The organism is Pseudomonas sp. F007 (assembly GCF_057814275.1).
Window position 1 is genome coordinate 31,363 of record NZ_JBVATA010000007.1, and the last position, 12,459, is coordinate 43,821.

Below are 12,459 nucleotides of genomic sequence, written 5' to 3' on the forward strand. Positions count from 1 at the left end.
TCAAGGTTATTGAAACCTCGGCCCGAGGGCTCACAAGGAGTTTCACATGAAATATTCGTCCATGGTCCAGCGCATCAGCGGTGAAACCGTCACCGCCTGGGACATTCACTACGCCGCCTGCGATGCGCAGGAGCGCGGTGAAGATGCGATCGTGCTGAGCATTGGCGATCCGGATTTTGCCACCGCCGACGAGATTTGCGCAGCGGCGGTGCAGGCCTTGAACGAGGGCGACACCCACTACTGCCACGTGATCGGCCGCCCGGCCCTGCGCGAGGCGATTGCCGCCAAGCAGAGCCTGTTGCTCGAACAGCCGGTGTCCGCCGAGAACGTGGCATTGGTGGCCGGTGCGCAGAACGGCTTGTACTCGGTCGCCATGTGCCTGTTCGAAGCTGGCGATGAAGTGCTGGTGCCGGCGCCGATGTACCTGACGTACGAAGCGAGCATCCAGGCCAGCGGCGCACGCCTGGTGCCGATTGCCCAGCCGGCGGAAAACGATTTCCGCCTGACCCTGGCGGCGATCGAAGCGGTGATCACTGACAAGACCCGTGGCATTGCCCTGGCGACGCCGAACAACCCCACCGGCAACGTCTACACCCGCGAAGAGCTGGAAGCCGTGGCCCTGGTGGCGCAGCGGCACAACCTGTGGGTGATCAGCGACGAGGTTTACGGCCAGTTGACCTACGACCGTCCGCACCAGAGCGTGGCGACCCTGGAGGGCATGACCGAACGCACAGTGGTGCTCAACAGCCTGTCGAAATCCCACGCCATGACCGGCTGGCGTGTCGGCTGGGTGGTCGGCCCGAAAGAGCTGATCGGCCATCTGGATAACCTGCTGCTGTGCATGCTCTACGGCTTGCCGGGGTTCATCCAGGCGGCGGCGTTGAAGGCGCTGGAGCTGGACGAGCAGGTGGTGGGTCACGCCCGCGAGCTGTATCGCCGGCGGCGGGATCTGGTGGTCGAGGGTTTGCGCAACGTGCCGCTGCTCAAGTGCAAGGTGCCTGAGGCGGGCATGTTCATGCTGGTGGATGTGCGCGAGACCGGGCTGTCGAGCACTGACTTTGCCTGGCAACTGTTCCGCGCCACCGGTGTCTCGGTGCTTGACGCCAGTGCCTTCGGCGCCAGTACCACGGGCTTTGTGCGGATCTCCTTCACCGTCTCCGATGCGGCGTTGAGTGATGCCTGTGGGCGAATTGCCGGGTTTATCGATGGGCTCAAGGCCCGCGTCTGAAAATCCCACCTCCACCTGTGGGAGCGAGCCTGCTCGCGAAGAATTCAAAGACACCGCGGTCAGTCTGAATGTCCGCGTTATCGTTGACGTCCTTCGCGAGCAGGCTCGCTCCCACAATGGTGTGGCGTCGTTTTTTTACGGCACCTTATGCCCCAACTCCAGCTCAATCAGCGCATACACCTGTTTGTGCGTGGAGTTTTTCAGGGTGTTTTCCTTGCAGGCCTTGTTCAGCAGGTCCTTGACACCCTGCTTGTGTTTTTCCGGGTACAGACCGGCCACATAGTCGGTCTCGTGCTTCTGGCTGCAGTTGAAATGCAGGTCATCCTTGGCTTTGTCTCGGGCCATGGTGGTGCTCCTTGAGTCGTGTTCGTTTCGGGCGAATGCGTCGAAATCGGTCTCAGGGTAACGACGATTTCTGCTCCCGCCAGACGCTGCTGGAAAAAAGGAAAAGCCTGTACGACGCTGCTGTCATCGAGCGGATTTTTAAACGCACTGACCTGATCCTGCGCCAATGCCGATGGACGCCGCTCCCTGCGCCTCCCTAAACTGTCGCCAGTCATGGAGAGTGGGGGCGGAAGATGAATCGCAATGAACTGCGCAAGGCCGACATCAATCTGATGGTGGTGTTCGAAACGCTGATGCTCGAGCGTAACGTCACCCGTGCCGCAGAAAAACTCTTTCTCGGCCAGCCCACCATCAGCTCCGCGCTCAATCGCCTGCGGACCATGCTCAACGATCCGCTGTTCATTCGCGTCGGCCATCGCATGGAACCGACGGCTCGCGCCGAAGAGTTGATCCAGCACCTCTCGCCGGCGCTTGACGCCCTGTCCTCGGCCCTGAGCCTGACCCGCGAATTCGATCCGCTGAGCAGCACCATGACTTTTCGCATCGGCCTGTCGGATGACGTTGAATTCGGTCTGTTGCCACCGCTGTTGAGTGCCTTGCGCAAGGAAGCACCGCAAGTGGTGTTCGTGGTCCAGCATGTCGATTACTGGCGCATCCCCGACCTGCTGGCGTCCGGCGACATCACCGTCGGCATCAGCCAGACCCGTGGCCTGCCGGCCAATGCCAAGCGAAAGTTGCTGCGGCATATCCAGCCGAGCATCCTGCGCGCCGATGCCAGCGACACCCCGCTGACCCTCGACGAATACTGCGCCCGCCCGCACGTGCTGGTGTCGCACACGGCCAACGTCAGCGGCTTTGCCGATGAGTGGCTGGCGGAGATCGGCCGCACCCGCCAGGTGGTGCTGTCGGTGCCGCAATACAGCGCCTTGCCGGCCTTGCTTGCCGGCACTGACCTGATCGCCAGCCTGCCGGATTACACCGCGACTGCTATGGCGGCTTCGGGGCATCTGTTCAAGGAGCCGTTCCCGTTCAAGACCCCGACCCTCGACCTGTCGATGGTCTGGCTCAGCCACGTCGACACCGACCCGGCCGAACGCTGGCTGCGCTCGCGTCTGGAAGCGTTCATGAGCGACCGCGAGACGCCCAGGGTCTAAGGTTTTCCCGCATGGAGCGCGAGGTGTACTGCGTGCTATATCTAACGTTTTTGACCGCAACCTTAAGGAAGACTGCAATGCCCCACCTGCACATGGAATACACCGCCAACCTGCCCGAGCTGAACGTTGATCTGGCGCTGCTGCGCTGCAACCAGGTGCTGGTCGCCTCCGGGCAGTTCGGCGACGAGTTCGACATCAAGAGCCGGGCAATCAAGCTGGACACGTTCCGGGTTGGCACCGGTATCGGTGAGCGCGGATTTGTTGCGGTGCGGCTGTCGATGCTCAGTGGCCGTTCGACGGTGGCGAAAAACCAGTTGTCGCAAAGCCTGCTGGCGATTCTCCAGGACCTCGGTCCATGGCCGGTCGGGGTTGAAGTGCAGTTGTCCGTCGAAGTGCTGGACAACGACCGTGACACCTACAAAAAGCTTGCTATCGGTCGCTGATCCAAGCCTTCAGGCCTGCTCCTGCGCGGTGCAGGCCTTGATCACCTGTTCGCGCAACCAGCGGTTGGCGCTGTCCGACTCGCGAGTCGGGCTCCATAGCATGTCCAGGCTGAAGCCCGGCAAACCCTGCGGCGCAGCGCAGTGGCCGAACATCGGTGCTGTGGCGATTGCTTGCTGGATGCGTCGCGGCATGGCGAGGATGTAGTCGGTGCCGGCGATCAGCTTCAACGCGGCACCATAGCTGTTGGCGCGGGCCACCACCTGACGCTTGTGGTCCCGCTGTGCGAGCCAGCCATCGACCATGTTGGTGCTGGAGGTCCAGGGCGTGGGGTACAGGTGCCGGCGCTCGGTGAACTCCGCCAGGCTCATGGGCGACGTCGCCGGCAGGGTGCTCTTGTCGACCACGCAAACCAACTCGTCTTCGAGCAGCACCTGCGAGCTGAATTCGCTGTGACTTGGATGAAAGTTCGGGCCGAAGCCGATTACCAGGTCGATGCTGCCATCGCGCAATGCGTCGGCGGGGATGTCGGCTTCGAGCTTGTGCACATTGATGGTCACCGGCCAGTCGAGCGCGGCGAAGTGCTGCAGCAGGCGCGGCAACACCAGGTGCTCGAAATACTCCGGCGCACACAGGTTGAAGGTCACCGCCTGGCGCGTCGGATCGAAGGCCTGGACCCCGGCATGGCAACGGTTGAGGCTGTCGATGATTTGCAGCACATGGGGGTACATGTCGGCGGCCCTGGGCGTCGCTTGCATGCCGGTGCGGGTGGTGATGAACAACTCGTCGGCGAAACTGTTGCGCAACTTCTTCAGGCAATAACTCGCCGTCGACTGACTGACACTGAGTGCCTCGGCGACGTCGGTCAGGTTGCCGTGTTGATACACCGCCACGAAGACCATCAGGTCCTGCATGTCGAGTTTGCGCAGCACGTTACTGTTGAGCATCCACACCGTCTCGTTCAGCGGCCTGCCCATGAACGGCGCAGGCCTGAAACGGCGATGCTAACGCATGTGGTCGGGATTTTGGGGGGAGGCGCTCAGGCGATGTGCCGGGCGTAATACCGAGGGTCGAGGCGCAAGACCATCAGGATCATCACCAGCATCACCGCCGTCAGTGACCACCAGGCCCATTCGAAGCTGCCCGACAGGTCGCGGATCAGTCCGGCGAGCAGCGGCGAAATGCCGGCGATCAGGTAGCCGATGCCTTGCACGAACGCGGTCAGGCCGCCGGCACGCTGCGGGTTGTCGAGGTGGTCGAGGCAGACAATCAGGCTCATCGGGAACAGACCGCCGATACCCAGGCCCAGCAGGCTGGTCCACAGCAGGCTGAGGGCGAACGGACTGAGGATCAGGCCAACGAAACCAGCGACGATCAGGCTCAGTAGAATCACCAGGACCAGGCGCTTGTCGCGGCTGCGGTTGGCCAGGGCCGGGGTCAGCAATCCGGAGACCACTTCCATGGCAGTGAGGAAACCCAGGAGCAGGCCGGCGTCCTGTTCGCTCCAGCCTTGCTCCACGTAGTACGGCGCCAGCCAGGCCAGTACGCAGGTGTAGGATGCCGTGCCGAGGCCGAAGAAGATTGCCAGCAGCCAGGCGCGGGCATTGCCGACGAAGGTGCTCCTGACCTGCGAGCTGGCTGCTGGCGCCGGCAGGGCTGAGCGCTGCGCGTACCAGAACAGCAACGCCGCCACCGCCAGCGCCGCCCAGATCGCCAGGCCGATGCGCCAGCTTGCGGTGCGCGCCATCACCAGTGGCGCAAATGAAGCGGCAATCGCCGCGCCGCCCATGATCGAGGTGACGTACAGGCCCATGAACAGCGAGACGTTGTCGCCAAAGCGCGATTTTATCAGCGCCGGCATCAGCGCCTGGATCAACGCAATGCCGATGCCGGCCAGCACTGCGCTGAGAATCAACTCCACGGCCGAATCGAGAAACAGCCTGGATGCAGTGGCCACAGCGATGATCAACAGTGACCAGACTACAGTGCGATGCTCCCCCAGGCGCCGACTGACCGCCAGGCCGAAAAACATCGCCAATCCCATGGCCATCACCGGCAGCATGGTCAGCAGCGAAGCGAGGCTGAAGCTCAAGGGAATGTCCGTGCGGATACCCGAAAGCAACGGACCGACGGCGGCCATCGACGGCCGCAGGTTCAGCGCAACCAGGACCACGGCGAGCATCAGCCAGACGGCGGGGCGGGAGGTGGAGCGTACATTTTCCATAAGCGGGGCCTTGATCAACGAGACTCGAATTAGGCCGGGAGGGCGGAGGGGGCGGCAAATCAGAAAGTCCGGGGCGGGATTTAGAAATTAAATCGGTGGGCTTGTGAACGGGATTTATGGAGCTTGCACAATCTTGTAGGAGCTAGCCTGCTAGCGATGAGGCCATCAGCAACACCGCATCAACTTCATCGCCAGCAGGCTGGCTCACACAAAGGTTTGCTGTTTTGCATAAATCGCATTCACAGCAGAATGAAGATGAACAGCAATGTTTAGCCCATCCACAACCAAACTCCTTCAAACCTGGATTTAACGACGCTTTCCCACATGTGACGCTGCTCAGCCTCTGTGTTCCGCGATTGAGCTTATGGACCTGTCAGCCCTGCCTTCGCAACTGGCCTTCTGGGCGCTGTGGCATTGTCGCCATGCGCGTCCACCGGATGTTCGTCTTTCCCGTTGATTGACTTCAAGCGGTCCCGGTATTGCGCCGGGGCCTGACTGGCGGTGCCTGCGCGCCTGCCTGACCTGGAAATACGAGCGTCCCCATGAGTCCCTTTGCCTCCCTGCAAGAAGCCAACGATTTTCTGCAAGCCAACCCCGATATCGAAATGTTCGAGTTGTTCATCCTCGACAACAACGGCGTGCCCCGGGGCAAGTTGTTGCACCGCGATGAGTTGCTGGCGGTGTATGAAAGCGGGCGGCCATTGCCCAGCACCATCCTCGGCCTGACCATCAACGGCGATGACGTGGAAAACTCCGGGCTGGTCTGGGAGGTCGGTGACATCGACTGCCGCGCCTACCCGCTCAGCGGCAGTCTGCAGCGCATGCCGTGGCGGCAGATTCCGACGGCGGCGGTGCAGGTCAGCATGCACCCCAAAGAGGGCATGCCGGCGACTATCGCCGATCCGCGGCAGTTGCTGGTCAAGGTCATCGACGGGCTCAAGGCCGACGGTTATTACCCGGTGATGGCAGCCGAACTGGAGTTCTACCTGCTCGATCAACAACGCGACAGCCAAGGGCGACCGCAACCGGCGCGGGACGTCGACGGTGGTCGACCGCGCTCGACCCAGGTCTATGGATTGCGCGAACTGGAACAGATCGAACCTTTCCTCGCCGACCTCTACAACGCCTGCAAACTCCAGGGGATTCCGGCGCGCACGGCGATTTCCGAGTACGCCCCCGGCCAGGTGGAAATCACCCTGGAACACCGCAGCGATGCACTGCAGGCAATGGACGAGGCGGTGCGCTACAAGCGCCTGGTCAAGGGCGTGGCGCACAAGCACGGGATGAGCGCCTGCTTCATGGCCAAGCCGTTCGACGACCTGGCCGGCACCGGCATGCACATGCACGTCAGCATCGCCGACGAACACGGCAACAACCTGTTCGCCAGCGAAGCCGCGGATGGCACGCCGCTGCTGCGCCAGGCGGTGGGTGGCATGCTCAGCACCTTGCTCGACTCGCTGCTGCTGTTCTGCCCCAACGCCAACTCCTATCGTCGTTTCCAGAGCAACAGCTACGCGCCGCTGGCAGCCACCTGGGGCGTCGACAACCGCACCGTCAGCTTGCGCGTGCCCGGTGGCCCGGCGTTTTCCCGGCATATCGAGCACCGCATTTGTGGCGCCGATGCCAACCCTTACCTGGCCGCCGCGGCGATTCTGGCGGGTATCCATCGCGGCATTCGCGAACAGCGCGACCCCGGCGCTCCGGTCGAAGGCAATGGCTACGCCCAGGCCAAGGAATTGCTGCCCACCGATTGGCTGACCACCCTGCGCGCGCTGGAAAACTCGTCCTGGGCGCGCGATGCCTTTGGCCCTGAATTCCTCGGCGTGTACCTGGCGGTCAAGCGTGCCGAGTACCGCCAGTTCATGGGCGAAGTCGGCGAGCAGGACTGGCGCTGGTACCTGCACCAGGCCTGAGCCACGGCAAGACCTTGAAGCCAACTATTTGTTGGCTTCTTTTTCACGAAAAATTGATGCCGGGCTGCTTAAAGTTTGTGCTGTCGTCAGTAAGGAATAGTTCGTTCCTGGCGGGTGGCACTTACTTCAGGAATTCGCAGACCTCTCATGTTAAAAATCAAAGCCGTGCGCCCGGAATGGGTGACGTTGATTGCCAGCGCGTTATTTTTGGCGGGATTCAATTCCGTGCTCTGGCAACACCTGTTCGAGATCACCAGCAGCGATGCCCAGGGCATTGGCATGCGAGTGGCGTTCGGCGTGATGATTCTCTGCGCGTTCAACATTGTCCTGACCTTGCTGGCCGTGCGTCCGCTGTTCAAACCGCTGTTGACCCTGATGTTCATGATCAGTGCCGGCGTGGCGTACTTCATGAGTCAGTACGGGGTATTGATCGATGCCGGCATGTTTCGCAACTTTGCCGAGACCAATGCCACGGAAGTACGAGATTTATTATCTTTAAAGTTGCTGGCTTACCTATTATTCCTTGGTGTATTGCCGTCCTGGTTGTTGTGGAAAACCCCCGTCAGTTATCGTCGCTGGCACCGTGAGTTGATCAGTAAAGTGCTGGCCGCAGGCGCATCCGCGGCCGTCATTGGTGCCGTGGCGCTGATCAACTACCAGGGATTGTCATCCTTGTTTCGCAATCACCACGAATTGCGCCTGATGGTGGTGCCGAGCAACTACATCGGCGCATCCGTCGGTTACCTGCGCGAACAGGTGAAATCGGCCAGCCAGCCTTTCGTCAAAGTCGGTGAAGACGCGCAGCGCAATCCGGCCTTGCAGACTCGCGGGCGCAAATCCCTGACCGTGCTGGTGGTGGGCGAAAGTGCCCGCGCCGAAAACTTCGGTGTCCTGGGTTATGAGCGTGACACCACGCCCAAACTGAGTAAGGAAGCCGGCCTGATCGCCTTCACCGACGTGCATTCCTGCGGCACTGAAACCGCCGTCTCGGTGCCCTGCATGTTCTCCAACATGGGGCGCAAGAACTACGACGCGAGCACCGCGAAGAACGAAGAGGGCCTGCTGGACGTGCTCAAGCGCGCCGGGCTGGATGTGATCTGGCGTGACAACCAGTCGGGCTGCAAGGGCACCTGCGACCGCGTGACCATGCAAAACGTCAGCAACCTCAAGGATCCGACCCTGTGCGCCAACAGTGAGTGCCGCGATGAGATCCTGCTGCAAGGCTTGCAGCAATTCATCGACAACCTCGACAAGGACACGGTGCTGGTCCTGCACCAGATGGGCAGCCACGGCCCCGAATACTTCAAGCGTTATCCGAAGGAGTACGAACGCTTTACGCCGGTGTGCGAGAGCAATGCCCTGAACAATTGCAGCCGGGAAAGTATCGTGAACGGTTACGACAACACGCTGGTCTATACCGACCATGTGCTGTCGAGCCTGATCGACGTGCTGCGCAGCAATCAGGAGAAAGTCGATACCGCCATGCTCTATCTGTCCGATCACGGCGAGTCGCTGGGCGAATACAACCTGTTCCTGCACGGCACGCCTTATATGTTGGCCCCCGAGCAGCAGAAGCATGTGGCGATGCTCGCCTGGTTTTCCGACAGCTACCAGAAGTCGTTCTCGGTCGACACCCATTGCCTGCAATTGAGCCGCGAGAAGCCACTGAGCCAGGACAATCTGTTCCACTCGATGCTCGGTCTGCTGGAGGTCAGCAGCAAGGTCTACAACCCCGACCTGGATATGTTTGCCGGATGCCGTGGGGCGGTGGTCGATGGCGTTCTGGCCAAGGATTGAGTGCTGCAGCGTTGCTCACAGGCCAGCTCCTGAGCTGGTCTTGGTAGATACCTTACAAGAGTCGCCCGTCATGTCCGCCCATCCCCCTTCCTTTATCGAGCGTGAATTCGCCGAGCGCCATGGCCAGCAGTACAGCTGTGCCTGCGTCGAGCCCCAGCCCCAGGGTTGGCGCCAGCGCCTGGCGCGCTGGCGCAGCGAGCAGTTGCTGCGCAATGCCCTGGATGAAGCGGGGGAGCCAGGGCTGGTACTCGATGTCGCCTGTGGGGCAGGGCGGTTCTGGCCGGTGCTGGCGGAACACGGCAACCGGGTGATCCTCGCGGTCGACCAATCCAGCGACCGCCTCAACCATGCCCGAACCCATCATCCGGCGAGCCTGCTGGCACGCATCCGCACGTTCCAGAGCTCGGCGTTTGCCATCGGCCTGCCGGACAACGCGGTGGATTGCATCGTCTGCTCGACCTTATTGCAGTACCTGCCGGGCACTCAGCACCGGATGGCGTTGCTGGAAGAGTTCTACCGGGTCAGCCGCGACACCCTGATCGTCAGTGTGCGCATCGGTGGGCGCCTGCAATGGGGGCTGGACCAGTCGACTGCGGCGGGCCTGACGGCGACTCAATCGCGCGCTCAGGTGGACAAACACACCCTGGAGGCAGAGTTCAAGGCGGCGGGCTTCGAGATCCTGACCCATCAGGACCTGTTTCCCGGCGTGGCCGCGCCACGGGTCTACGTGCTGCGCAAAGTCAGCCCGGACTGACCGCGCACGGACTACGCTTGTCCCGCGGAGGATGATTTCCTGCAAGCTCTCGCTCAGTGGATGCGCGGAAATCGCCGGGGGCGATATATACTGCGCGCCATTCATCAAGGGAGAGCCGTGTGGCCATCGATATTCACTGGATTCGCGACAACGATAGCCTCGGTCAGTTTTGCGCCCAATGGCAGCAACTGCCGTTCGTCGCCCTCGATACAGAATTCATGCGGGTCGACACCTTCTACCCGATTGCAGGCTTGCTGCAGATTGGCGACGGTGTGCGCGCCTACCTGATCGACCCGTTGACCATCGACAACTGGCAGCCGCTCGCCGCGTTGCTGGAAAACCCGGCGGTGCTCAAGGTGCTGCATGCCTGCAGCGAGGACCTCGAAGTCCTGCTGCGCCTGACCGGCAGCCTGCCCGCGCCACTGTTCGACACGCAACTGGCAGCCGCCTACCTGAACCTGGGTTTCTCCATGGGCTATTCGCGCCTGGTATCGGAAGTCCTGGGCATCGACCTGCCCAAGGGCGAAACCCGTTCCGACTGGCTGCAACGCCCGCTGTCCGAGACCCAGATCAGCTACGCCGCCGAAGATGCCCTGCACCTGGCGCACGTGTTCGTGAAGTTGCGTCCCAAGCTATCGGACGACAAGTTCGCCTGGGTCCTGGAAGACGGTGCCGAGCTGGTGGCCAACCTGCGCCGGGAAACCGATCCCTACGAGGTCTACCGCGAGGCCAAGCTGGCCTGGAAACTGTCCCGTGCGCAACTTGCGGTGCTGCGTGAACTGTGCGCCTGGCGCGAGCGCGAGGCCCGGGCCCGCGACCTGCCGCGCAACCGCATCGTGCGCGAAAACGCCTTGTGGCCGCTGGCCCGTACCCAGCCGGACACTCTCTCGGCGCTGGGCAAAATCGAAGACATGCACCCGCGTACCGTGCGTCAGGACGGTGAGTTCCTGCTGGACCTGATCAAAAAGGCCGGCAGTGTTTCGCCCGACCAGTGGCCACCGGCGATCCCCGAGCCGCTGCCGATCGAAGCCGCTGCTCTGGTCAAGCGCCTGCGTGCGCTGGGTCAGGCCGAGGCGGAGCGCCTGAACGTCGCCCCGGAACTGATGCTGCGCAAGAAAACCCTCGAAGCCTTGCTCAAGAGCGGCTTTCCCGAGGGTCCTTACCAATTGCCCGAATCGCTGCGTGGCTGGCGCCGCGAATTGATGGGCCAGGCCCTGCTCGACAGCCTGGCCTCTGCAGGAGAACAGCCTTGAAACGTATCTGCTCGATCTACCGCAGCCCGAAGAAAAACGAAATGTACCTCTATGTGCTCAAGAGCGAAGCCCTTGAGCGCGTGCCGGAGCCCCTGCTGCAGGCCTTCGGCAAACCCGTGCACGCCTTCGACCTGGTGCTGAGCCCCGAGCGCAAGCTCTCGCGCGAAGACATCGCGGTGGTCCTGGAAAACCTTGAAACCAAGGGCTACCACCTGCAAATGCCGCCCGCCGAAGACGAATACATCGAGCACCTGCCTGAAGAGTTGCTGCGACGTAACGATCCGGTTTGACGGGAACCTGCACCGGCCCTGTCCTGGGCCTGATGCACCCATGGCACCGATTATCCTGGCAGAGGCCACGAACCGGAGAGCACACTCCGGTGGCGGCCTTGTATCCTGTTTTTGAAGGTTTGAAGCATGCGCGTTCTGATTGCCGAACACGACCACGCGGTCTATGCCCAACTGCTCCGCCAGCAGGCTCCCGAGTTGCAGGTGCTGACCAGTGGCGATTCCGCGGAATTGGCCAACCTGGCCGCTGACTGCCCGGTGTGGCTGGGCCAGCCGGACCTGCTGGCGACCCTGCTGCGCCAGGGCCATGCCCCGCAGTGGATGCAATCGACCTGGGCCGGTATCACGCCGCTGCTCGCCGACGGCTTGCCACGCAACTACCGCTTGACCCGGGCGGTGGGTATCTTCGGCCAGGTCATGGCCGAATACGTGCTGACCTACATGCTCGGTCACGAGCGCGAGGTGCTGCCACGCCTGGTCAGCCAGGTCGAACGTAAATGGGACAACCGCCAGGGCGTCAGCCTGAGCGGACGCAAGGTGCTGATTGTCGGCACCGGCGATATCGGCCAGAGCGTCGCGCAGTTCCTCCAACCCTTTGGCGTCGAGTTGTACGGAATCGCCAGTACGCCGCGCGAGCAGGCACCGTTCATCGAAGTGGCAGGCCTGGCAGACCTCGGTCGGCTGGTCGGCGAGGTCGATTACGTGATCAACCTGCTGCCCAACACGCCGAGCACCCACGATCTGTATGACGCTGCGCTGTTCAAGCAATTCAAGCCCAGCGCATTGTTCATCAACGCTGGCCGCGGCGTCGCGGTGGTTGACGCGGATCTGGTGGCAGCCTTGAAAGAGGGTCACCTGGCGGGCGCGGTGATCGATGTGTGCCGGCAGGAACCCTTGCCGCAGCGTCATCCGTTCTGGACCGCCTGGGGCTTGCTGCTGACCGGCCACAGCTCGGCACCGACGTCGCCGACGCTGATGGTCAAGCTGTTCCTGGAAAACCTGCGCGCCTATAAGGCCGGCGAGGCGTTGCGCGGCATCGTCGACTTCGACCGCGGCTACTGAG

The 12,459-nt window shown here is 62.1% G+C and carries 12 protein-coding genes; 9 read left to right on the forward strand and 3 right to left on the reverse strand.

Features of this window, described 5'->3' with window-relative positions; genetic code table 11:
• Nucleotides 1–46: 46 nt before the first annotated feature.
• Nucleotides 47–1,228, forward strand: coding sequence for a pyridoxal phosphate-dependent aminotransferase (locus ACZYR5_RS17975; RefSeq protein WP_489090845.1), 1,182 nt, complete (start codon nucleotides 47–49; stop codon nucleotides 1,226–1,228).
• Nucleotides 1,229–1,363: 135 nt separating this feature from the next.
• On the opposite strand, the gene ACZYR5_RS17980 is transcribed toward ACZYR5_RS17975, so the two are convergent.
• A complete protein-coding gene (locus ACZYR5_RS17980; protein ID WP_489090846.1) occupies nucleotides 1,364–1,573 on the reverse strand; it encodes a hypothetical protein in 210 nt (69 codons plus the stop codon).
• Between the two features lie 233 nt (nucleotides 1,574–1,806).
• On the opposite strand from ACZYR5_RS17980, the gene ACZYR5_RS17985 reads away from it, so the two are divergent.
• Complete coding sequence (locus ACZYR5_RS17985) at nucleotides 1,807–2,727, forward strand: LysR family transcriptional regulator (RefSeq protein WP_489090847.1); 921 nt, start codon at nucleotides 1,807–1,809, stop codon at nucleotides 2,725–2,727.
• Between the two features lie 77 nt (nucleotides 2,728–2,804).
• Entirely contained in the window at nucleotides 2,805–3,170 is a 366-nt protein-coding gene (locus ACZYR5_RS17990; RefSeq protein ID WP_489090848.1) for a 5-carboxymethyl-2-hydroxymuconate Delta-isomerase, read from the forward strand.
• 9 nt (nucleotides 3,171–3,179) lie between these two features.
• Here ACZYR5_RS17990 and ACZYR5_RS17995 read toward each other — a convergent pair whose 3' ends face one another.
• Complete coding sequence (locus ACZYR5_RS17995) at nucleotides 3,180–4,115, reverse strand: LysR family transcriptional regulator (protein WP_489090849.1); 936 nt, start codon at nucleotides 4,113–4,115, stop codon at nucleotides 3,180–3,182.
• A 92-nt stretch (nucleotides 4,116–4,207) separates the two neighbouring features.
• A complete protein-coding gene (locus tag ACZYR5_RS18000) occupies nucleotides 4,208–5,392 on the reverse strand; it encodes a cyanate transporter (protein ID WP_489090850.1) in 1,185 nt (394 codons plus the stop codon).
• Nucleotides 5,393–5,934: 542 nt separating this feature from the next.
• Here ACZYR5_RS18000 and ACZYR5_RS18005 point away from each other — a divergent pair.
• The 6 genes from ACZYR5_RS18005 to ACZYR5_RS18030 all read left to right on the forward strand — a co-directional run bounded on the left by ACZYR5_RS18005 (nucleotide 5,935) and on the right by ACZYR5_RS18030 (nucleotide 12,458).
• On the forward strand, nucleotides 5,935–7,305 hold the full coding sequence (locus ACZYR5_RS18005) for a glutamine synthetase family protein (RefSeq protein WP_489090851.1): 1,371 nt from the start codon (nucleotides 5,935–5,937) through the stop codon (nucleotides 7,303–7,305).
• A gap of 147 nt (nucleotides 7,306–7,452) precedes the next feature.
• The gene (locus ACZYR5_RS18010) at nucleotides 7,453–9,102 is read left to right on the forward strand and encodes a phosphoethanolamine transferase (protein WP_489090852.1); all 1,650 of its coding nucleotides are present in this window, start codon (nucleotides 7,453–7,455) and stop codon (nucleotides 9,100–9,102) included.
• Between the two features lie 70 nt (nucleotides 9,103–9,172).
• On the forward strand, nucleotides 9,173–9,856 hold the full coding sequence (locus ACZYR5_RS18015) for a class I SAM-dependent methyltransferase (RefSeq protein WP_489090853.1): 684 nt from the start codon (nucleotides 9,173–9,175) through the stop codon (nucleotides 9,854–9,856).
• Between the two features lie 119 nt (nucleotides 9,857–9,975).
• Complete coding sequence (gene rnd, locus ACZYR5_RS18020) at nucleotides 9,976–11,109, forward strand: ribonuclease D (RefSeq protein WP_489090854.1); 1,134 nt, start codon at nucleotides 9,976–9,978, stop codon at nucleotides 11,107–11,109.
• Nucleotides 11,106–11,399, forward strand: coding sequence for a YcgL domain-containing protein (locus ACZYR5_RS18025; protein ID WP_489090855.1), 294 nt, complete (start codon nucleotides 11,106–11,108; stop codon nucleotides 11,397–11,399). Before rnd ends, ACZYR5_RS18025 begins: the two co-directional genes overlap by 4 nt.
• A 126-nt stretch (nucleotides 11,400–11,525) precedes the next feature.
• Nucleotides 11,526–12,458: a D-2-hydroxyacid dehydrogenase gene (locus ACZYR5_RS18030; protein WP_489090856.1), complete on the forward strand. Its 933-nt coding sequence runs from the start codon at nucleotides 11,526–11,528 to the stop codon at nucleotides 12,456–12,458.
• Nucleotide 12,459 lies beyond the last annotated feature (1 nt).